Source organism: Mycoplana rhizolycopersici (assembly GCF_013378445.1).
GTDB lineage: Bacteria > Pseudomonadota > Alphaproteobacteria > Rhizobiales > Rhizobiaceae > Mycoplana > Mycoplana rhizolycopersici.
Genome location: NZ_JABXYK010000003.1, coordinates 135,547 through 157,474 on the forward strand (window position 1 = coordinate 135,547; position 21,928 = coordinate 157,474).

The following is a 21,928-nucleotide window of genomic DNA, read 5'->3' on the forward strand; positions in this document are numbered from 1 at the left end:
AGTTTTGAGGGGGCAACAGTGATCAAGTCTGAATTGGTACAGATCGTCGCCGCTCGTAATCCGCATCTTTATCATCGTGACGTCGAGAATATCGTCAATGCCGTGCTGGACGAGATCTCCGACGCCCTTGCAGCCGGAAACCGGGTGGAACTGCGCGGCTTCGGCGCATTTTCCGTCAAGAACCGGCCCTCGCGTTCCGGGCGCAATCCGCGCACGGGCGACAGTGTCTTCGTCGAGGAAAAGTGGGTTCCCTTTTTCAAGACCGGCAAGGAGCTGCGCGAGCGGCTGAACCCCGACCACCTCGATGACGGCGACGCCGACTGACGTACGGTCGCCGACCGGCAGCACCGCCGCCGATCTGATTCGGCGGCCGTGCCGTCCCTGCTATTTTTGCAGTTCCAGACGCAAGATCCCGCGCGCTCTCCTGGAATTGCGCCAGAGCCAATCCATCGCGTGAGGCGGCCATGCTGAAAAAAATCGTCAATCTCGTCGTGCTCGTGCCGATCGGCATCGTCCTGATCGTGCTGTCGGTCGCAAACCGCCAGCCGGTGCGCATGGCGTTGAACCCGTTCCGGCCCGAGGACTCGCTGCTGTCGATGACGGCGCCGTTCTTCGTTTTCCTGTTCCTGGCGCTGCTCCTCGGCATGATCATCGGCGCCGTCGCCACCTGGGTCAGCCAGCACAAGTACCGCAAGCGCGCCCGCGTCGAGGCGACCGAAGCCGTCAAATGGCAGACGGAAGCCGACAAGCAGAAGACGCGCGCCGAAACGCTCGCTGCTCAATCGCTGCTGTCTGCGCCGAAGTGACGGCCGCTCGCTGGATTTTTTAGCTTCGGTGCGTACGATCAGCCCAAAACTCTGTTCAGCCGCAGCGGCGGAAATCCGCTTGCCTGGACCTCAGGCGTTCGGCCCGCCGTTGAGCCGTTCGCCGAGATCGGCGAAGAACTGTGAGGCAAGTTTCTTCGAAGTGGAATCAATCAGGCGTGCGCCGAGCTGGGCCAGCTTGCCGCCGATCTCCGCCCGCACGGTGTAGGACAGCAGCGTTTCACTTCCCTCGTCGGTCAGCTTGACGTCCGCGCCGCCCTTGGCAAAACCCGCGATTCCGCCCTTGCCTTCGCCCGCGATCGTGTAGCTCTCCGGCGGGTTGAGGTTCGACAGCGTCACTTCGCCGTTGAAGGTGGCGGAGACGGGGCCGACCTTGATCTTCACCGTGGCTTCGAGTTCGGTCGGCGACTTCATCGTCAGTGACTGGCAGCCCGGAATGCAGGCCTTCAAGGTCTCCGGGTCGTTCAGCGCGGCCCATACGGCCTCCCGCGGTGCGGCAATGCGTTCCTCACCTGTCATGTCCATGATGTTCCTCCTCCTGAACCGCGCAAAGGATTTATCGCAGATCGGAAAGCGCTTTGCCAAGTAGGGCAGGGGTGCTATTTGGTCTCGCTTTCATGCGGATCTGCGTCCGCTTCCTTGAGATCAAGAAACCGGACCGCGACGTGAAGGACAAGAACCGCCGGCAGAAGAAGGGACCCGCCGCGACAGGCCCGGCACGGGCTGGCGAACGTTCGCGGGCTGCGCCGCCGCGCAACGGCCAGTCCCGAGAAGGCCAGACTCGCGACGGCCAGTCTCTCAAAGGCCAGAATCGTTCCGAGCCTAGGGCTGGCGCAACGAGTGCAGGCGTTTCCCGGTCCTCAAGTCCGAGCTCAAAGGCCGCCATATCCCGCGAGGTGCAGGCGCGACCGGCAAGGGTGGAGCAGCAGCCGGTCGAACCGCTGCGCAAGATCGCCGCGCACACCGGCGAAAAGCCGGTCGAGCGCGTTCCGGTCATCCTCGAAACGGCCGGCACGAACGACTATCGCCTGATCGACAGCGGTGCTGGCGAAAAGCTTGAACAATACGGCCCCTACCGCATCGTGCGGCCGGAGGCGCAGGCGCTATGGCCACGCAGCCTGCCGGCGCATGTCTGGGACAATGCCGATGCCGTCTTTACCGGTGATACCGACGAGGACGGCATGGGGCGTTGGCGCTTTCCGGGTGCGGCACTCGGCGAGACCTGGCCGATGCGGCTGCTGGATACGGATTTTCACGGCCGCTTTACTGCCTTCCGCCATGTCGGCGTCTTCCCCGAGCAGCTTGCGCACTGGAGCTGGATGAAGGCGCGGATCGAAGCGGCCGGACGGCCGCTGAAGGTGCTGAACCTGTTCGGCTATACCGGCGTCGCATCGCTTGTCGCCGCGCGCGCCGGCGCCGAGGTCACCCACGTGGACGCCTCCAAGAAGGCGATCGGCTGGGCACGCGAGAACCAGGCGCTCGGCCGCGCGGAGAAGCTGCCGATCCGCTGGATCTGCGAGGATGCGATGAAGTTCATCCTGCGCGAGGAGCGCCGCGGTAGCCGCTATGACATCATCCTGGCGGATCCGCCGAAGTTCGGCCGCGGGCCGAACGGCGAGGTCTGGCAGCTCTTCGAGGGGCTCCCGCTGATGCTGGACATCTGCCGCGAGATCCTGGCGCCGAAAGAGTCTGCCCTTGTGCTGACGGCCTATTCGATCAGGGCGAGCTTCTACTCGATCCACGAGCTGGTGCGCGAGACGATGCGCGGCCGCGGCGGGCTGGTCGAGTCCGGCGAGCTCGTTATCCGCGAAGGCGGTCTCGACGGAAGCGTGCCCGGCCGTGCCCTTTCCACCTCCCTTTTCAGCCGATGGACGTCCGCATGAGTGACCACCGCGAACACGATGATGGAAAGGGCCGCGACAAGGGGCCCCATCGCGTCGGCCAGGTCAAGGAAGTGACCAGCCTTGCCAACCCGATCGTCAAGGATATCAAGGCGCTTGCGCAGAAGAAGACGCGCGACGAGACGAAGACCTTCATCGCCGAAGGGCTGAAGCTCGTCATCGACGCGCTCGAGCTCGGCTGGACGATCCGCACGCTCGTCTACGCCAAGGCAGCCAAGGGCAAGCCCCAGGTGGAGCAGGTCGCCGCCCGCACCTTTGCCAAGGGCGGCCTCGTTCTTGAGGTCAGCGAAAAGGTCATGTCGGCGATCACCCGGCGCGACAATCCGCAGATGGTGATCGGCGTGTTCGAGCAGCGCTATCGGCCGCTGAAGGAACTGCGCCCCGGCAAGGGCGAGACCTATGTAGCGCTGGACCGTGTGCGCGATCCGGGCAATCTCGGCACGATCATCAGGACCGCGGATGCGGCCGGGGCCTCCGGCGTCATCCTCGTCGGCGACACTACCGACCCGTTCTCGATGGAAACCGTGCGCGCGACGATGGGATCGGTCTTTGCCGTGCCCGTGACGAAGACTTCGCTTGCAGATTTCCTGCGCTGGAAGAAGGAGGCCGGCGTGCAGGTCGTGGCCACCCATCTCGCCGGCGCGGTCGACTATCGGACCATCGACTATGCCAGAAAGCCGGTGGTTCTGCTGATGGGCAACGAGCAGGCGGGCATTCCCGACGAGCTGGCGCGGGAGGCGGATGCGCTCGCCCGCATTCCCCAGGCAGGCCGTGCCGATTCCCTCAATCTGGCGATCGCCACCGGCATCATGCTGTTCGAGGCGCGGCGCCACCTCCTGTCTCTGGAAGCATCCGAATGACCGATCGCGTCCCGCTGTTTTCGAGGCCCGTCCCGGTGGTCGTCTTCATCGTGCTTGCGATCGTGCTCGACCAGGTGGTCAAGCTCATGGTCGAGGCGTGGTTGCCCCTCGAGCAGGCGGTCCACGTCGTTCCGATGCTGGCGCTCTACCGCACCTACAATTTCGGCGTCGCCTTCTCGATGCTGTCGGGCATGGAGGACTGGTTCATCGTCGGCCTGCGGCTCGTCGTCGTCGCCTTCGTCAGCTGGCTCTGGCGGCAGACGCCGAAGGAACGCGGCCTGGCCCATGCCGGCTACGCGCTGATCATCGCAGGAGCCATCGGTAATCTCATCGATCGCCTGCTGTTCGGCTATGTCATCGACTACATCCTGTTCTACACCGCGACGTGGTCGTTTGCGGTGTTCAACCTTGCTGACACGTTCATCACGCTGGGAGCAGGCTGCATCCTTTTGGACGAGCTGATCCTGACGCGCCAGCGCAAGAGCGCGGCCGATCGATAAAATGCGACCGGTTTGCTGAAGCGGATCTGAACGCTTGGCGTGCTATTGCGCACGCATGAGCGAACCAGCCAAGCTACAGGACCGGCTCCGGGCGGAATTCGCTGAGGAGCCGAGGCACGAAGGGGATGCGCGCCGGCACAGCGGCGCTGCAGTGGACAGCCCGCGTCCGTCCGCGGCAGCGGCAGAGACACCCGTACCCTTCGACCAGCATTTCGCGTCCGGACTTGTGGCGGGCCTGACGTTGATCTCGGCCTGCCTTGTCCTTGTCTCCGGCGTCCTACAGGAGTTCTACGTGGCTGCGAGCGGCCTGGCAGCCGCCGGTTTCGCAGCCGCGATCCTCTTGTGGCGGGGAAGGTTTCAGGCCGAGCACCGTGTTTCGAACCATGTCGAGCGCCATCACGATCGCAGCTGGGAGGAGAAGGAGACGGCCGCCGTCACGGCTGCGATCCACGACATCCTGCGCGACATCGTCATGGTGCGTTCGCTCGACGGGCGGATCCTTCGCGCCAACGCGGTTCTCAGCGATCTGGTCGGCATCGTCGATCCGACCGGACTGTCGTGCAGTGAGCTTGGTCTCGATTTCCGTTCGCAGACGCTGCCTTATCACTACGATGTAGAAATCACGACGCCCGGCGGAACGCGCATCTATGCCTGGCACGACATAACCATTCGCGATCCGGCGACGGGCGATCTCGTGATCCACAGCATCGCCCGCGACGTGACCGAAGAGCGCAGGGCGGAGAACGAACGCGAGATCGCCCGCCGCCGTGCCGAAATGGCCAACGAGACGAAGTCGCGCCTGCTGGCCACCGTCAGCCACGAGATCCGCACGCCCCTTTCGGGAATTCTCGGCATGTCGCATCTGATCGGCCAGACGCGGCTGACGGCCGAACAGAAGAACTATCTTTCCGGCATGCGCCAGTCCGGCCATGCCCTGGTGCAGCTTGTCGACGATCTTCTCGACTTCTCCAGCATCGAGGCCGGGCGCTTCCAGCTGCGGCCCTGCGAGGAACCGGTGCGGCCGCTTTTGGAGAGCGTAGTGGAAATGCTCTCCCCGCGCGCCCATGAAAAGGGCATCGAAATCGGCTCGTTCGTTTCGGTCGAGGTCCCGTCGGTGATGCTGTTCGACGGCCCGCGCCTGCGGCAGGTTCTCTACAACGTGATCGGCAATGCCGTTAAGTTCACCTCCGCCGGCGGCGTCTATCTGGAGACCGGGATCGAGGGCGAACAGATCGTGATCAGGGTTGCAGACAGCGGGCCGGGCATGACCGCGGACGAGCAGGCGCGCGTATTCGAGGCATTCGAGCAGGCCGGCGGCGCGGCGCAGCGCCGCGGCGGCACCGGGCTGGGGCTTGCGATTTCCGCGCGGATCCTGCGCGAGGCGGGTGGGGCGCTGACGCTGTCGAGCGAAGTCGGGCGCGGCTCGACCTTCACCATCCGCATGCCGGCGGCGCTTACGCTGGCGCCGACGAACCGCCGGGCGGGGCCGCTGCGCGGCTCGACCGTCTTCCTCTATGCGCCGGAAGGGCCGGCCTCGAAAGCGCTGAAGCGCACCATCGAGACGCTGGGCGGCGCCTGCCGTCACATGTCGGTCCTCAAGGATGCGCTCGAATTCACCCAGAGCACGATCGCCTTCCCGCTGACGGACATCATCGTCGACAACCGGCTTTCGGGCGAGTTCCGGCGCGAGCTAGCCCATCTTTCTCCCTTTGCGGATACCCATATCCGGCGCGTCTATCTGGTCAATCCGGAAGAGCGGACCGGCCGGGCGATCGGCAACTGCGAAGGCTATGACGCCTGGCTGATCCGCCCTTTGCGGGAACGCTCGCTGGTCGAGGTGCTGCGCGGGCGCATGAAGGGGATCGAGGTCCGCGACGCCATCAACGACAATCGCCCGATCCTCAAGGAGCCGCCCCAGGAGGAGGAGATGCCTGTGCCGGCGGCACGGGTGCTGCTTGCCGAAGACGATCCGATCAACGCCATGCTGGTGCGGTCCATGCTGTCGAAGGCCGGTTTCGAGGTTCAGGTGGTCGAGGACTTTCCTGCGCTGCTCGAGGCGACAGCGGGAGGCGCGCAGGGCGTAGACGTCATCATCACCGATCTGGGGATGCCGGGGGGCGAGGGGCGCGAGGTCGTGCGCCGTCTCGCCGCCGGAGCAGGCTGGCCCCCGGTGATCGTGCTGACGGCCGATCGCCGTCAGGGCGTGCATCAGGAACTGCTGGCCTGCGGTGCCGCAGCCGTGCTGGCAAAGCCTGCCGAGCCGCCCGCCCTTCTGGCCGAGGTCTCGCGTCTCGCCGCAGCGCGGCAGAGGTAGCGCTGCCGTCCGGTTGCGGCTTGGTTTTTCTTGCCCGCGATGCGGCCTGTCCCTAAGGTGCGCAACGCCCCGGTGTCACTCTCCTGTCGCAGATTCGTGTTTAAAGACACGCACCTGAGATGGATGGGATTTGGACGATGACCGTGGAGATCGCTGAACCAAATGTGGTGACCGAAACCGTGCTGTCGACGTGCCGCCTTCCTGTCCGCAGGCCCACCGAAGTGCTGGGCCGGATCGGCAGCCTCGAGACGAGGCTGGCGGTGACCAACAGCGAGATCGACGCGGCACAGGCCGTGCGCTATCGCGTCTTTGTGGAAGAAATGAATGCGCAGATCGCTCCGGACGCCATGCGCCGGCGGCGCGACATAGACGCATGGGACATGGTCTGCGACCATCTTCTCGTGCTCGACACGGCGATCGAAGGCGACACGGAAGAGCAGATCGTTGGAACCTACCGCCTGCTGCGCCAGGACGTGGCGAAGGGCTCGGGCGGCTTCTATTCGCAGTCGGAATTCGATGTCGACGCGCTGATCGCCCGCCACGCCGACAAGCAGTTCATGGAACTTGGCCGTTCCTGCGTGCTTCCCCAGTATCGCACCAAGCGGACGGTGGAGTTGCTCTGGCAGGGCGCCTGGGCCTATGCGCTCAAGCACGGCATCGGCGCCATGTTCGGCTGCGGTTCGTTCTCAGGCGTCGTTCCCGAAGAACATGCCCTTGCCCTTTCCTTCCTGCACCAGAATGCCTTGGTGCGCGGGGAGTGGACCGTCAGCGCGCACGAAGATCAGTATCGCACCATGGACCTGATGCCGAGCGAGGCGGTCAATGCCCGCAAGGCGCTGTTCGCCATGCCGCCGCTGATCAAGGGGTATCTGCGGCTCGGCGCGATGATCGGCGACGGCGCCGTCGTCGACCATGCCTTCCGCACCACTGACGTGCTGATCGTCCTGCCCATCGGCAATATTTCCGGCCGCTACATCAACTATTATGGCGCGGATGCGGGACGGTTCGCCAGCTGAGGCGCATGACGCACCGGGATGAATTTTCCACTGCGCAACTGAACGCTTCCGCCATCCAGCCGGTCCGCACACAGCTTTGCGTCGAATTGCGGAAAAGCAGCGGAGATAGAGCATTTCCGGCGCTTCGTGATGCCGGAAATGCTCAAAGAGGTCGTTCTCAGACCCCGGCGTTGTAGGCCGCCAGCGCCGCCATGTTGACGATGTCGCTGTCCTTTGCGCCCATCGAGACGATCTGGACCGACTTGTCGAGGCCAACAAGCAGCGGGCCGATCACCGTCGAGCCGCCAAGCTCCTGCAGCATCTTCGTCGAGATCGCGGCGGAGTGGAAGGCCGGCATGACAAGCACGTTGCCCGGACCGGAGAGACGGCAGAACGGATACTGTTCCATGATCTTCGGGTTCAGCGCCACGTCGGCGGCCATTTCGCCATCATACTCGAAATCGACGCGCCGCTTGTCGAGGATCTTGACGGCTTCGCGCACGCGCTCGGAGCGTTCGCCCGACGGGTTGCCGAACGTCGAATAGGCCAGCATCGCCACGCGCGGCTCGTAGCCGAGCCTGCGGGCGAGCCCTGCTGCTTCCTCGGCGATGTCTGCCAGTTCCTCGGCGGACGGCATGTCGTGCACAGCGGTGTCGGCCACGAGCACGGTTCGGCCGCGGCAGAGTGCCAGCGAGGCGCCGATAATGCGATGGCCGGGCTTGGGGTCGATGCAGCGGCGAACGTCTTCCAGCGCAGTCGAATAGTTGCGCGTCAGTCCGGTCACCATCGCATCCGCATCGCCGAGCGCTACCATGCAGGCCGCGAAGTGGTTGCGGTCGTTGTTGATCAGGCGCTGGGCGTCGCGGAAGAGGTAGCCTTTCCGCTGGATGCGGGCATACAGGTAGTCCGTATAGGCGTCGTTGCGCTTGGAGATGCGCGCGTTCAGAAGCTCGATGCCGGGGCGGTCGAGATCGATGCCGGCACGCGCCGCGGTGTCGCGCATGCGGTCTTCGCGGCCGACCAGGATGGCGGTGCCGAGCTGCTGGTTGGCATAGGAGACGGCGGCGCGCATCATCTGCTCCTCCTCGCCCTCGGCGAAGACGACGCGCTTGGGATGCCGGCGCACGCGGGCGTAGATGTTCTGCAGCGTGGAGGCGATCGGATCGCGCCGCGCCTTCAGCTCGCGCGCATAGGCATCGAGGTCGAGCAGCGGCCGGCGGGCAACGCCCGTCTCCATCGCAGCCTGTGCGACGGCAACGGGGATGGCCGAAATGAGACGCGGGTCGAAGGGGACGGGAATGATGTATTGCGAGCCGAAGCGCGGCCGGTTGCCCTGGTAGGCGGCGGCGACGTCATCCGGCACGTCTTCCTTTGCGAGGTTGGCGAGCGCTTCTGCGGCCGCGATCTTCATGGCGTCGTTGATGGTGGTCGCGCGCACGTCCAGCGCGCCGCGGAAGATGTAGGGGAAGCCGAGAACGTTGTTGACCTGATTGGGATAGTCCGAACGTCCGGTCGCCACGATCGCGTCGTCGCGAATGCGGGCCACTTCCTCCGGGGTGATTTCCGGGTCCGGGTTGGCCATAGCGAAGATGATCGGCTGCGGCGCCATCGATTGCACCATCTCGCTCGTCAGCGCGCCTTTCGCCGAAAGGCCGAAGAACACGTCGGCACCGTCGAGGGCTTCCTTCAGCGAGCGCCGGTCGGTCTTGACGGCGTGTGCCGACTTCCACTGGTTCATGCCCTCTTCGCGACCCTGGTAGATGACGCCTTTGGTGTCGCAGAGGATGACGTTCTCCGGGTTGAAGCCCATCGCCTTGATCAGCTCGATACAGGCGATCGCAGCGGCGCCCGCGCCGTTGCAGACAAGCTTCGTGGTCTTGAAGTCACGTCCGGTCAGCGTCAGTGCGTTGATCAGCCCGGCTGCGGCAATGATGGCGGTGCCGTGCTGGTCGTCATGGAAGACCGGAATGTCCATCAGTTCGCGCAGGCGCTGCTCGATGATGAAACAGTCGGGCGCCTTGATGTCTTCGAGGTTGATGCCGCCGAAGGAGGGACCGAGATAGCGCACGCAGTTGATGAACTCGTCGACGTTCTCGGTATCGACCTCGAGATCGATGCTGTCGACGTCGGCGAAGCGCTTGAACAGGACGGACTTGCCTTCCATCACCGGCTTGGAGGCGAGCGCGCCCAGATTGCCGAGACCGAGGATGGCGGTGCCGTTGGAGATGACGGCGACCATGTTGCCGCGCGCGGTATAGTCATAGGCGCGCGAGGGGTCCTCGGCGATCGCCTTGACCGGAGCGGCCACGCCCGGCGAATAGGCCAGCGAAAGGTCGCGCTGCGTCGCCATCGGCTTCGTCGGCGTGATTTCCAGCTTTCCCGGCCGGCCGCGTGCATGGAAATCCAGCGCCTCCTGATCGGTCACGCTTGCAACAGCCCGTTTTGTCTTGCCGGTTTCCGCCATCTGTCTCCCCCTCCATTCTGGCCAAGCTCCTGTGGGCATCGCGTTCCAGACGGTCCCAAGGTGTTGTCTTCTATAGCGAGGCGCGGCTAGGGTGACACCTGTTTTTTTGGGATGAACTATCTTTCCGTGGACGACCAAATCCTGCACAAAAGCGACATATTGACGACGGCCGAACTTGCCAGCGGGGCAAGCCGCGCATCGGCGACGCCGATGATGGAGCAGTATATCGAAATCAAGGCCAATAATCCGGACAGCCTGCTGTTTTACCGGATGGGCGATTTCTACGAGCTGTTTTTCCAGGACGCGGCCGATGCCTCGCGCGCGCTCGGCATCACGCTGACCAAGCGCGGCCAGCACATGGGGCAGGAGATCCCGATGTGCGGCGTGCCGATCCATGCTGCAGACGACTATCTGCAGAAGCTGATCGCGCTCGGCTTCCGCGTTGCCGTCTGCGAGCAGGTGGAGGATCCCGCAGAGGCCAAGAAGCGCGGCTCGAAGTCGGTCGTCCGCCGCGACGTCGTCCGCCTCGTCACCCCGGGCACGCTGACGGAAGAAAAGCTGCTGTCACCGTCCGACGCCAACTATCTCATGACGCTGTCGCGCATCCGCGGCGGCGCCGAGCCGGCGCTGGCGCTCGCCTGGATCGACATATCCACCGGCGTCTTTCGCCTGGCCGAGACGACCCAGCAACGGCTTCTGGCCGACATCCTGCGCATCGAGCCGCGCGAACTGATCGTTCCCGACACGCTGTTCCATGATCCCGAGTTCCGGCCGGTGGTCGACGTGCTCGGGCGCGTGGTGGTGCCGCAGCCGGCGGTTCTGTTCGACAGTGCGACCGCGGAGGGGCGGATTTCACGCTATTTCGACGTCGGTACGCTCGATGGTTTCGGCACCTTTTCGCGCGCCGAGCTTTCGGCCGCATCCGCTGCCGTCGCCTATGTCGAAAAGACGCAGATCGCCGAGCGCCCGCCGCTCGGGCCACCGGAGCGTGAAAGCTCCGCGTCCACGCTTTTCATCGATCCCGCCACCCGCGCCAATCTCGAGCTGGTGCGCACGCTTTCCGGCGAACGCAGCGGCACGCTGCTCAAAGCGATCGACCGGACCGTGACCAGCGGCGGCGCGCGGCTGCTCGCCGAACGGCTGATGTCGCCGCTGACCGATCCTGACCCGGTGAACGCGCGGCTGGATTCGATTGCCGCACTGGCCGAACGTCCCTCCTTTACGTCCGACCTGCGCGACGCATTGAAGCTTCTGCCGGACATGCCCCGCGCCCTGTCCCGGTTGGCGCTCGGCCGCGGCGGCCCGCGCGATCTCGGCGCGCTGCTGCAGGGCATGCGGGCGGCTTCGGCGGTCGGCGGCCTGATGGCGGGCGAGGATCTTTCCCAAGAGCTTGCGGGCGCCTGGCGGGATATCACGGCACTTCCGGCCGTGCTGTCGGAACGGCTGAGCGGGATGCTTGCCGACGAGTTGCCGCTCTTGAAGCGCGACGGCGGCTTCATCCGCGAGGGCGCCGATGCCGAACTCGACGAGATGCGCAGCCTTCGCGACCAGTCGCGCCGGGTGATCGCCGGCCTGCAACTGCAATATGCGGAGGAGACCGGCGTCAAGTCGCTGAAGATCAAGCACAACAACGTGCTTGGCTACTTCATCGAGGTTTCGGCCGGCAATGCCGCAGCACTGACGGAGACGGACGAGGCGAAGGCGCGCTTCATTCACCGGCAGACGATGGCGGGCGCCATGCGCTTTACCACGACCGTGCTTTCCGAGCTGGAGACGAAGATTGCCAACGCGGCCGACCGGGCGCTGTCGATCGAGCTTGCGGCATTCGACGCCCTGACACAGGAGGTTGTCGCGCAGGCGGATTCGATCAAGGCGGCGGCGCGGGCCCTGTCGGTCATAGACGTCTCGCAAGGGCTTGCGGTGCTGGCCGAGGAACAGGGCTATTGCCGGCCGGTGGTCGACCGTTCTAAGATGTTCGCCATCGTCGGCGGGCGGCATCCGGTCGTCGAGCAGGCGTTGCGCAAGCAGGCCGGCAATGCATTCGTCGCCAATTCCTGCGACCTTTCCCCCATTGCCGGCAAGGGCGATGGCGCGATCTGGCTGCTGACCGGCCCCAACATGGGCGGTAAATCGACCTTCCTGCGCCAGAATGCATTGATCGCCATCCTCGCCCAGATGGGCAGCTACGTTCCCGCCGAAAGCGCGCATATCGGCATTGTCGATCGGCTTTTCTCACGCGTGGGCGCCTCGGACGATCTTGCCCGCGGCCGGTCGACCTTCATGGTCGAAATGGTGGAGACGGCTGCTATCCTCAACCAGGCGACCGAGCATTCTCTCGTCATCCTCGATGAGATCGGCCGGGGCACCGCCACCTTCGACGGTCTGTCGATCGCCTGGGCCGCGGTCGAGCATCTGCATGAGGCCAACCGCTGCCGCGGTCTCTTCGCCACCCATTTCCACGAACTGACGGTACTGTCGGAAAAACTCGACCGCCTGTCCAATGCCACCATGCGGGTCAAGGAGTGGGACGGCGAGGTGATCTTCCTGCATGAGGTCGGGCCGGGCGCGGCCGATCGCTCCTACGGCATCCAGGTAGCGCGGCTCGCCGGCCTTCCGGCTTCGGTGGTGGCGCGTGCCAAGGACGTGCTGGCCAAGCTCGAGGACGCCGACCGCAAGAACCCGGCAAGCCAGCTGATAGACGACCTGCCGCTGTTCCAGATGGCCGTGCGGCGCGAGGAGACGGCGAAGGCGGCCGGCACCTCGAAGGTGGAGGAAATGCTCACGGGCCTGAGCCCCGACGACATGTCCCCGCGCGAGGCGCTGGAGGCGCTCTACGCGCTGAAGAAGGAAGCCGGCGCCCGTTAGCGTTTTCGCGGTATCCCGCAACGGGTGCCGCCAACGGCGATTTGCGGGCCATGACGGTCAAGTCATCAAGCTGAAGTAAACAACCTGGTGCAATCATCGCGGTAATGCGATGACGACTCGGAGCAAAATTTCAGTGGGTGATTTGCTGCAATTCCTCGGTGATGTGCTGGGTAACTGGATATCGGGCAACCCTTCCAAATCGAAACTCATGCGGTGGTTGGAGCGCTGTATCTTTGCAATCGTAGTGGCCATAGTCGCGTTATTGCTCCACCGGATCTACTGGTGACGGCCGTAATCGGCGCCATCCGGAAGAGCGCGCGTTCCGGCCATGCATGTTGGTATCTGCTCACATGCTCCCACGGTTTTGTCCCTGAGACTATGACTGTCGCTTGCGGCCAAAAAGGGCTATAGCGCTTCAGCACCGGCGGGTGACGAAGGACAGAAGGGCAGCAGGCGGTCGCAATTTTATGGACAGCAAAGTAACGGTTCCGGCCCATTCCGGCCTGCTTGACGTCGCAACACTCCGGGCACGGTGCGAATTCATCGCCAGCGCGCATGCCGAATATCGCGACCGCATGCGTGCGGCCCTTCTAGCCGAACTCAAGAGCGCCTATCAGCAGGGGCGGGAGCAGGCCCGCGAGCTTCTGTTTAACGACGGCAGTGGCCTTGCCTGCGCCGCCCGGCTTTCCTGGCTGCAGGACCAGATCATCACTGTTCTGCACGATTTCGCGCTGAACCACGTCTTCAGCGCCGCAATGGCGCCGGAGGCCGCCCGCATCACTGTGACCGCCGTCGGCGGCTACGGTCGCGGCACGCTGGCGCCGGGGTCGGATATCGACCTTCTCTTCCTGTTGCCGACAAAGCCGCAGCCATGGAGCGAGCCGGCGATCGAATTCATGCTTTACGTGTTGTGGGACATGGGCTTCAAGGTCGGCCATGCGACCCGCAACATCGAGGAATGCATCACGCTCTCCAAGGGCGACATGACGATCCGCACCGCGATCCTCGAAGCGCGCTACCTTTGCGGTTCGCACCTCCTCTTCGACGAGCTAGCCGTGCGCTTCGAGCGTGAGATCATGCGCGGAACCGGCCCGGAATTCATTGCCGCCAAGCTTGCCGAGCGCGACGAACGCCATCGCAAGGCCGGCGACACGCGCTACCTGGTCGAGCCGAATGTCAAGGAAGGCAAGGGCGGCCTTCGCGACCTGCATACCCTGTTCTGGATCGCCAAGTACTATTATCGGATCCGCGACCCTGAGGACCTGATCAAGCTCGGCGTCCTGTCCCGCCACGAATACAAGGTGTTCCAGAAGGCGGACGATTTCCTCTGGGCTGTGCGCTGCCACCTGCATTTCCTGACCGGCAAGGCGGAAGAACGCCTCTCCTTCGACGTCCAGTCCGAGATCGCGGCCTGCCTGGGTTACCAGCCGCATCCCGGCCTTTCGGCCGTCGAGCGCTTCATGAAGCATTATTTCCTCGTGGCGAAGGATGTGGGCGACCTGACGCGCATCTTCTGCGCCGCGCTGGAGGACCAGCAGGCCAAAGAGGCGCCGGGCTTCACCGCCGCAATCAGCCGCTTCACCCGGCGCAGTCGCAAGATCGCCGGCACACTGGATTTCGTCGAGGATCGCGGGCGGATCACGATCGCCAATGCCGATGTGTTCAAGCGCGACCCGGTCAACCTGATCCGGCTCTTCCATATCGCCGACATCAACGAACTGGAGTTTCATCCCGACGCCCTGAAGCTCGTTACGCGCTCGCTGCGGCTGATCAACAATGCGCTGCGGGAAAACGACGAGGCGAACCGGCTTTTCCTGTCCATCCTCACGTCGCCGCGCGATCCGGCGCTGATCCTCAGGCGGATGAACGAGGCGGGCGTGCTGGGGCGCTTCATCCCCGATTTCGGCAAGATCGTCGCGATGATGCAGTTCAACATGTATCATCACTATACGGTCGACGAGCACCTCATCCGTTCCGTCGGCGTGCTGGCGGCGATCGACCAGGGCCGAGAGACGGACCTGCATCCGCTGGCCGGCCAGATCATGCCGGGGATCGAGGACCGCGTGCCGCTTTACGTGGCGGTGCTGCTGCACGACGTCGCCAAAGGCCGGCCCGAGGATCATTCCATTGCCGGCGCCCGCGTCGCGCGCAAGCTGTGCCAGCGCTTCGGACTGACGCCGAAGCAGACCGAACTGGTCGTCTGGCTGATCGAGGAGCATCTGGCCATGTCGCTGGTGGCGCAGACGCGCGACCTGAACGACCGCAAGACGATCGTCGACTTCGCCGAAAAAGTGCGGTCGATGGAGCGGCTGAAGATGCTGCTCGTGCTGACGGTGTGCGATATCCGCGCAGTCGGCCCCGGCGTGTGGAACGGCTGGAAAGGTCAGTTGCTGCGTACGCTCTACTACGAGACCGAGCTTCTGCTGTCCGGCGGCTTTTCGGAAGTGTCGCGCAAGGAACGCGCCAAGGCTGGTCGTGAAAAGCTCTACGAAGCCCTCTCCGACTGGAGCCAGAAGGACCGCAAGGCCTATAGCCGCCTGCACTACGACCCCTATCTGCTCACCGTCTCGCTGGAAGACCAGGTGCGGCATGCGGGCTTCATCCGCGATGCCGACAAGGCGGGGCAGGCTCTGGCGACGATGGTGCGCACGGACTCCTTCCACGCCATCACCGAGATCACGGTGCTGTCGCCGGACCATCCGCGGCTTCTGACGGTGATCGCCGGCGCCTGTGCCGCTGCGGGCGCCAACATCGTCGATGCGCAGATCTTTACGACGTCCGACGGGCGCGCACTGGACACGATCCTCGTCAACCGCGAATTTCCCAACGACGCCGACGAAACGCGCCGCGCCGCCAACATCGGCAAGATGATCGAGGACGTGCTGTCGGGTCGCAAGCGCCTGCCGGAGGTCATTGCAAACCGCACGCGCGGCCGCAAGCGCTCGAAGACCTTTACCGTGCCGCCCGCGGTCACGATCTCCAACGCCTTGTCGAACAAGTTCACCGTTATCGAGATCGAGTGCCTCGACCGCCCGGGCCTGCTTTCCGAGGTAACGGCGGTGCTGTCCGATCTTTCGCTGGACATCGCCTCCGCCCACATCACAACCTTCGGCGAGAAGGTGATCGATACCTTCTACGTCAACGACCTGCTCGGCCACAAAATCACCAATGAGAACCGGCAGGGCAATATCGTTGCGCGGCTGAAGGCCGTCATGGCCGAAGAGGCGGACGAGGCGCGCGATCGGATGCCGCCGGGCATGGTCGCGCCCTTGGGCGCGCAATCAGGGACCAGGGAATGAGCCTCGTCAGGAAATTCGCCACTGTCGGCGGCGCAACGCTTGGCAGCCGCGTGCTGGGTTTCGCGCGCGAGACGCTGATGGCCGCCGCCCTCGGCACAGGCCCGATGGCTGACGCCTTCTACGCGGCATTCCGCTTTCCCAATCTTTTTCGCAGGCTCTTTGCCGAAGGCGCCTTCAACGCGGCCTTCGTGCCGTTGTTCGCCAAGGAGATTGAGGCGGGCGGCACCGATGGCGCCAAGCGTTTTTCCGAAGAAGTCTTCGGTGTCCTCTTCACCGTCCTGATGATCATCACCATCGCCATGGAACTGGCGATGCCGCTGCTCGTCTCCTGGATCATCGCACCGGGCTTCGTCGGCGATCCGGAAAAGTTCGACGTGACGGTCGAGCTTGCCATCATCATGTTCCCCTATCTGATGTGCATGTCGCTGACGGCGATGCTGTCGGGCATGCTCAATTCGCTGCATCACTATTTCGCCGCCGCAGTGGCGCCCATCTTCCTCAACGTGGTGCTGATCGGCGCCCTCGGACTGGCCCTCTATTCCGGCGCCTCGCCGCTGGAAACGGCCCGCTATCTCTCCTGGGGCGTGCTTGCCGCGGGCGTCTTGCAGATGGCGGTTCTCTATGCCGGGGTGCTGCATGCGGGCATGCGCATCGGCTTTCGCTGGCCGCGGATAACGCCGAACGTGAAGCGCCTGCTCTGGCTGGCGCTGCCGGCTGCCGTTACCGGAGGCATCACGCAGATCAACCAGATCATCGGCCAGATGATCGCCTCCACCAAGGAAGGCGCGATCTCGGTCCTGCAATATTCCGACCGGGTCTACCAGTTACCGCTCGGCGTCGTCGGCATCGCCGTCGGCGTCGTGCTCCTGCCGGAATTGGCCCGCGCGCTGAAGGCCGGCCACGACAAGGAAGCGGCCAACCTGCAGAACCGCTCGATGGAATTCGTGCTGTTCCTGACGCTGCCGGCTGCCGGTGCGCTGTGGGTGATTTCCGACGAGATCGTGCGCGTCCTCTACGAACGCGGGGCGTTTTCGCCCGAGACCACCTCCGTCGTCGCCGGCACGCTCGCCATCTACGGCCTCGGCCTGCCCGGATTCGTGATGATCAAGGCGCTCAATCCGGGTTTCTTCGCGCGCGAGGACACCAAGACGCCGATGCGCATCACCATGTGCTCGGTGGCGGTCAACTGCGTCCTCGCCGTCTCGCTGTTCCCCTTCTTCCACGAGCGCGGCATCGCGACCGCGGAGGTGACGTCGGGGTGGCTGACGGCGATCTTCCTGTTTGTGACACTGGTGCGCCGGGGGCACTGGCCGCTGGACAAGGCCCTGGCCTGGCGCATCGCCCGGCTTCTCATCGCAACGCTCGTCATGGCCGTCAGCCTCAACTACGCCGCCGATGCCTTGGCCGCCCGGCTCGCGCCGACGGCGTCGCTGCTGGAGCAGGTCGCAGCGCTCGGCGCATTGGTAGCGCTGGCTATGGTGATCTATTTCGGCGTTGCCTTCCTCATCGGCGGCGCCGACCTCGGCATGATCCGCCGCAACGTCAAGCGCAAGGCTAAGCCTGCGCCGGAGAGCGGAGAATGACCCGCAGGATCGCGTTGGTGACGCTTGTCGTGCCCGACTACGACCGTGCAGTCGCGTTCTATTGCGGCGCGCTCCGCTTCGATCTCATCGAGGATACGCAGCTTCCCGACGGCAAGCGCTGGGTGGTCGTGCGTCCGAGTGGCGGTGAGAGGTCAGGCCTGCTTCTGGCCCGGGCGTCCGGCGAACGCCAGCGCGCGGCTATCGGCAACCAGGCCGGTGGCCGGGTCGGCTTCTTCCTGCATACGGACGACTTCGAAAGCGATTTCGCTTCCTTCGTCGCCGCCGGCGTCCGCTTCCTCGAACAGCCGAGGACCGAGGCCTATGGCAAGGTCGCCGTGTTCGAGGATGTGTTCGGCAATACGTGGGACCTGCTGCAGCCCGCCGGATGACCCGCAGTCAGCGCATTGCCACCACTTTCGACTTTGCCTTTTGCAGGCGTGCAAGGCCCCGTCCGCGACCGCTGCAATAGTTCCACCGCCGCTTCGGCCCCACGTCGACGTGGACGATGCCATTGCAATAGGTGCCGATACCGCCAATGCCCGGAGCCGTCTTCGCCGCAGCGACGATCCGGCTCACCGAGATGCCCGGCACCCTGATGTCGGCTGCCATGCATTTTCGGTGGTACGAGCCGCGGCGACCACCCGAGCGATGCCCCGAGGTGACGAGCGGGCGCCGACCGGTCTGGGCGCCAATGTGTGCGAGGACCGCGTGCAGCCGGCCCGGAAAGCAGCCGTGTCGTACCTTCGACGTCTGCGTCGCATAGGCCAGTGTGATCCGCGTCTTGTCCTTCTTAAAATTCAGCTTCTTTTCGTCGTCGGCCTGCGCATCATCGATCGTCACGAGCGTCGAGAGTGCGAACAGGCCAGCCAGCAGCATGGAGCATGCTTTCCGCATGATACCTCTCCCTGATCGGACCGGTCAGCAATGCTGATCGGGTAGCCACCACCCCCCTCAGGGAACTGAAATCCTAAAATAGGCTTTTGTGAGGATTTTATTGCTAATATTAGATACTGCTTAATAGGTATGCGGGCGATGCTGGATCTTGTCGCCACTTATCGCGGTGGCGCTGCCCATGCCGGTGGGGAATTCCGACCCTTGATTGTGCCGTGGCCCACGTGCATAAGCGCCGGCGTGAACCAGTTGCAGCGACCGCTGCTTGGGCCCTCCACCAGCCTCACGAGGACATCATGACCGCGTTCAAGCCGCTCGTCTTTTCCGGCGTCCAGCCGACGGGCAACCTCCATCTCGGAAACTATCTCGGCGCCATCCGCAAGTTCGTGGCCCTGCAGGAAAGCAACGACTGCATCTACTGCGTCGTTGACCTGCATTCGATCACCGCGCAACTCGTTCACGAGGATCTGATCGGTCAGATCCGCTCGATCGCCGCCGCCTTCATCGCCTCGGGCATCGATCCTGAAAAGCACATTGTTTTCAATCAGTCGGCGGTGCCGCAGCATGCGGAACTCGCCTGGGTATTCAATTGTGTCGCCCGCATCGGCTGGATGAACCGCATGACCCAGTTCAAGGACAAGGCCGGCAAGGACCGCGAGAACGCCTCGCTTGGTCTGCTGGCCTATCCGAGCCTGATGGCGGCGGATATCCTCGTCTACCGCGCCACTCATGTGCCGGTCGGCGACGACCAGAAGCAGCATCTGGAGCTCGCCCGCGACATCGCCATGAAGTTCAATCTCGACTTCAAGGAGAAGATCCGCGCCACCGGTACCGGCGTCGATATCGTCGTCGGCGAGGAGCCGGTGCACGCCTATTTCCCGATGGTCGAGCCGATGATCGAGGGTCCGGCCCCGCGCGTCATGTCTCTGCGCGACGGCACGAAGAAAATGTCGAAGTCCGACCCGTCCGATCTCTCCCGCATCAATCTTATGGATGATGCCGAGGCGATCTCGAAGAAGATCCGCAAGGCCAAGACCGATCCGGATGCTCTGCCGAGCGAGACCGAGGGGCTGAAAGGCCGGCCGGAAGCCGACAATCTCGTCGGCATTTATGCCGCACTCGCCGACACCTCCAAGGCCAACGTTCTGGCGCAGTTCGGCGGCCAGCAGTTCTCCGCCTTCAAGCCCGCCCTCATCGATCTGGCCGTCAGTGTGCTCTCGCCGGTCACGACGGAGATGCGCCGCCTGATGGACGATACCGCCCACATCGACGCGATCCTGCGCAAGGGTGGCGAGCGGGCACGCGCGCGTGCTGAAAAGACGATGGCCGAGGTCGCAGACATCATCGGCTTCCTTCGGTAAGGACGGGTTGGCGCCTGCGCGCGTCGGCCGGCACTATGCTTGATCGTCCCCCGGCGGGAGGACGATCAGTCGCGACAGGCCGCACAGGCGGACGTGATGCGCTGCGACATTCGCCCTGACTAATTCCCATTGCCGGGATTTGGTATAAGCTGTGGCGGAAACATGGCGAAAGCGAGTGAGTAATGGTATCGACACGACTGTCACGTCTGGAGGGGCATCGCCGCAAGTTCCTGGCGATCGTCGACGAAACGCCCGAATGCCAGCGTGCCACTCATTATGCCGCGGCGCGCGCGAAGAATTCGAATGGCGGCGTCGTCCTGCTCTACATCATCCCGGCGGGCGATTTCCGCGAATGGCTCGGCGTCGAGGAGATCATGCGTGCGGAGGCGCGCGAGGAAGCAGAGGCAGTCGTCGCCAAGGCGGCGCAGAGCGTACGAGAAACGCTCGGCATCGAACCCGAGATCGTGATCCGCGAGGGCATCGCGTCCGAGCAGATCAATGCGCAGATCGAGGACGACCGGGACATTGCGATCCTGGTGCTGGCGGCCGGTTCGGCAAAGGAGGGACCCGGACCGCTCGTCTCGTCGATCGGCGGGCGCGGGGCGGCCTTTCCGATTCCCGTAACCGTCATCCCGGAAAACCTCAGCGACGAGGAGATCGACGCGCTAAGCTGAACGGTATCGTGCAACGGCCCTTCATTATCCTGCACCAGCGGCTTGATGCGGAAGCCGGAAACGCCTATTTTCTTTTGAATAGTTCTAAACAGTTGGCCGCGGAGCCTTGAACCCGACGGCACGGAGACGAGACAATGTTCATTCAGACGGAAACGACGCCGAACCCGGCAACCCTGAAGTTCCTGCCCGGAAAGATCGTGCTGGAAGAGGGCACGGCGGAATTCCGCGACGCAACCGAAGCCCAGGCCGCTTCTCCCTTGGCCGCACGCCTGTTCACCGTTCCCGGCGTCACCGGCGTCTTCTTCGGCTACGATTTCATCACCGTGACCAAGGACAATGCCGACTGGCAGCACCTCAAGCCGGCGATCCTCGGCAACATCATGGAACACTTCATGTCCGGCCAGCCGATCATGGCGGGCGGTGCGCTCGGCGGCGAGGAGAGCGACGAAGGCGAGTTCTACGACGAGGGTGATGAGGCGATCGTTGCGACGATCAAGGAACTGTTGGCGACCCGCGTTCGTCCCGCAGTCGCCCAGGATGGCGGCGATATCACCTTCAAGGGCTACCGCGACGGCCGCGTCTATCTCAACATGAAGGGCGCCTGCTCGGGTTGCCCGTCCTCCACCGCCACGCTGAAGCACGGCGTGCAGAACCTGCTGCGCCATTTCGTACCGGAAGTTCAGGAAGTTGAAGCCGTCATGTAAAGACCGGCACCCCTCATGCGGGTGCCCACGATGATCCTGCTGGCCATCGATACGTCCGGCAGCGGCTGCTTCGCGGCTATCCATGACAGTGCAGGCGACGTCACGCTCGGCATGGCCGGCGAGGATATCGGCCGCGGCCATGCCGAGCGGTTGATGGACTTCATCGACCAGGCCCTGGCAAATGCCGGCATCGAGATGGGGGCCGTCGATCGCATTGCCGTCACCGTCGGTCCAGGCTCGTTCACGGGCATCCGCGTCGGCGTCGCCGCCGCGCGCGGGCTGTCGCTTGCGCTCGGCGTCCCTTCGGTCGGCATCTCGACTCTGGCGGCGATCGCGGCTGGATATCGGCAGGGCCGCCCGACCTCTCCCGTCTTCGTGGCCATGGATGCAAAGCGCGGCGAGGCCTACTGCCAGGCGTTTTCCGCAGACGGTGCGCCGATCGGCGAGGCGGCCGTGCTGTCGCTGGATGAAGCGAAGGCTGCCGCCCATGCGGCAGGCGGCGCAATCGTTGGTTCGGCCTCGGTCCTTCTCGGTGCGGGCGATGAGGGCGGCGCAGGCGCTGCGGTCGCCATTGACGCGGTGGCCCGCCTCGGTGTGCTAGCCGATCCCCGGGCCGACAGGCCGAAACCCCTTTACCTGCGCGGCCCGGACGCGAAACCCCAGGCCGGATTTGCCATTGCGAGGGCCTGAATT

The 21,928-nt window shown here is 64.3% G+C and carries 18 protein-coding genes; 15 read left to right on the plus strand and 3 right to left on the minus strand.

The annotated features are described in order from the left end of the window. The first annotated feature begins 18 nt into the window (after positions 1-18). Positions 19-324 (plus strand): integration host factor subunit beta, encoded by a 306-nt coding sequence (locus tag HV823_RS05910; protein WP_097141459.1) that lies wholly within the window; start codon positions 19-21, stop codon positions 322-324. Between the two features lie 140 nt (positions 325-464). Continuing rightward, complete coding sequence (locus HV823_RS05915) at positions 465-806, plus strand: DUF1049 domain-containing protein (RefSeq protein ID WP_176948811.1); 342 nt, start codon at positions 465-467, stop codon at positions 804-806. A 90-nt stretch (positions 807-896) separates the two neighbouring features. Here the strand turns inward: HV823_RS05915 and HV823_RS05920 are convergent, their stop codons facing one another. Beyond that, positions 897-1,349, minus strand: coding sequence for an SRPBCC family protein (locus tag HV823_RS05920; protein WP_176948812.1), 453 nt, complete (start codon positions 1,347-1,349; stop codon positions 897-899). A gap of 140 nt (positions 1,350-1,489) precedes the next feature. Between HV823_RS05920 and HV823_RS05925 the strand changes: the two genes are divergently transcribed. The 5 genes from HV823_RS05925 (at position 1,490) to olsB (ending at position 7,415) form a co-directional block, all read left to right on the plus strand. Beyond that, a complete protein-coding gene (locus HV823_RS05925; RefSeq protein ID WP_343051798.1) occupies positions 1,490-2,707 on the plus strand; it encodes an RsmD family RNA methyltransferase in 1,218 nt (405 codons plus the stop codon). Beyond that, entirely contained in the window at positions 2,704-3,585 is an 882-nt protein-coding gene (locus tag HV823_RS05930; RefSeq protein WP_246300945.1) for a TrmH family RNA methyltransferase, read from the plus strand. The genes HV823_RS05925 and HV823_RS05930 overlap by 4 nt, the downstream gene beginning before the upstream one ends. Further along, positions 3,582-4,085, plus strand: coding sequence for a signal peptidase II (gene lspA / locus HV823_RS05935; RefSeq protein WP_176948815.1), 504 nt, complete (start codon positions 3,582-3,584; stop codon positions 4,083-4,085). The genes HV823_RS05930 and lspA overlap by 4 nt, the downstream gene beginning before the upstream one ends. Positions 4,086-4,140: 55 nt before the next feature. Beyond that, positions 4,141-6,399: a hybrid sensor histidine kinase/response regulator gene (locus HV823_RS05940; RefSeq protein WP_176948816.1), complete on the plus strand. Its 2,259-nt coding sequence runs from the start codon at positions 4,141-4,143 to the stop codon at positions 6,397-6,399. 137 nt (positions 6,400-6,536) lie between these two features. Next, the gene (gene olsB, locus HV823_RS05945; protein ID WP_176948817.1) at positions 6,537-7,415 is read left to right on the plus strand and encodes a l-ornithine N(alpha)-acyltransferase; all 879 of its coding nucleotides are present in this window, start codon (positions 6,537-6,539) and stop codon (positions 7,413-7,415) included. Between the two features lie 157 nt (positions 7,416-7,572). On the opposite strand, the gene HV823_RS05950 is transcribed toward olsB, so the two are convergent. Continuing rightward, positions 7,573-9,858, minus strand: coding sequence for an NADP-dependent malic enzyme (locus HV823_RS05950; RefSeq protein WP_176948818.1), 2,286 nt, complete (start codon positions 9,856-9,858; stop codon positions 7,573-7,575). Positions 9,859-9,969: 111 nt separating this feature from the next. On the opposite strand from HV823_RS05950, the gene mutS reads away from it, so the two are divergent. The 4 genes from mutS (at position 9,970) to HV823_RS05970 (ending at position 17,994) form a co-directional block, all read left to right on the plus strand. Further along, positions 9,970-12,723, plus strand: a complete 2,754-nt coding sequence (gene mutS / locus HV823_RS05955; protein WP_176948819.1) for a DNA mismatch repair protein MutS — start codon at positions 9,970-9,972, stop codon at positions 12,721-12,723. A 467-nt stretch (positions 12,724-13,190) separates the two neighbouring features. Then, complete coding sequence (locus HV823_RS05960) at positions 13,191-16,022, plus strand: [protein-PII] uridylyltransferase (protein ID WP_176948820.1); 2,832 nt, start codon at positions 13,191-13,193, stop codon at positions 16,020-16,022. Next, positions 16,019-17,605 carry a murein biosynthesis integral membrane protein MurJ gene (murJ, locus tag HV823_RS05965; protein ID WP_176948821.1) on the plus strand — a complete coding sequence of 529 codons (1,587 nt, stop codon included), beginning with the start codon at positions 16,019-16,021 and terminating at the stop codon, positions 17,603-17,605. Before HV823_RS05960 ends, murJ begins: the two co-directional genes overlap by 4 nt. Continuing rightward, the gene (locus HV823_RS05970) at positions 17,602-17,994 is read left to right on the plus strand and encodes a VOC family protein (protein WP_176948822.1); all 393 of its coding nucleotides are present in this window, start codon (positions 17,602-17,604) and stop codon (positions 17,992-17,994) included. The genes murJ and HV823_RS05970 overlap by 4 nt, the downstream gene beginning before the upstream one ends. Before the next feature lie 7 nt (positions 17,995-18,001). Here HV823_RS05970 and HV823_RS05975 read toward each other — a convergent pair whose 3' ends face one another. Continuing rightward, positions 18,002-18,499, minus strand: coding sequence for a YcbK family protein (locus HV823_RS05975; protein WP_176948823.1), 498 nt, complete (start codon positions 18,497-18,499; stop codon positions 18,002-18,004). Between the two features lie 293 nt (positions 18,500-18,792). Between HV823_RS05975 and trpS the strand changes: the two genes are divergently transcribed. The 4 genes from trpS to tsaB all read left to right on the plus strand — a co-directional run bounded on the left by trpS (position 18,793) and on the right by tsaB (position 21,925). Continuing rightward, entirely contained in the window at positions 18,793-19,857 is a 1,065-nt protein-coding gene (trpS, locus tag HV823_RS05980; protein ID WP_176948824.1) for a tryptophan--tRNA ligase, read from the plus strand. Between the two features lie 182 nt (positions 19,858-20,039). After that, positions 20,040-20,531 carry a universal stress protein gene (locus tag HV823_RS05985; protein ID WP_176948825.1) on the plus strand — a complete coding sequence of 164 codons (492 nt, stop codon included), beginning with the start codon at positions 20,040-20,042 and terminating at the stop codon, positions 20,529-20,531. 134 nt (positions 20,532-20,665) lie between these two features. Continuing rightward, positions 20,666-21,235 carry a NifU family protein gene (locus HV823_RS05990; RefSeq protein ID WP_176948826.1) on the plus strand — a complete coding sequence of 190 codons (570 nt, stop codon included), beginning with the start codon at positions 20,666-20,668 and terminating at the stop codon, positions 21,233-21,235. 30 nt (positions 21,236-21,265) lie between these two features. Further along, positions 21,266-21,925 carry a tRNA (adenosine(37)-N6)-threonylcarbamoyltransferase complex dimerization subunit type 1 TsaB gene (gene tsaB / locus HV823_RS05995; RefSeq protein WP_176948827.1) on the plus strand — a complete coding sequence of 220 codons (660 nt, stop codon included), beginning with the start codon at positions 21,266-21,268 and terminating at the stop codon, positions 21,923-21,925. Positions 21,926-21,928: the final 3 nt, after the last annotated feature.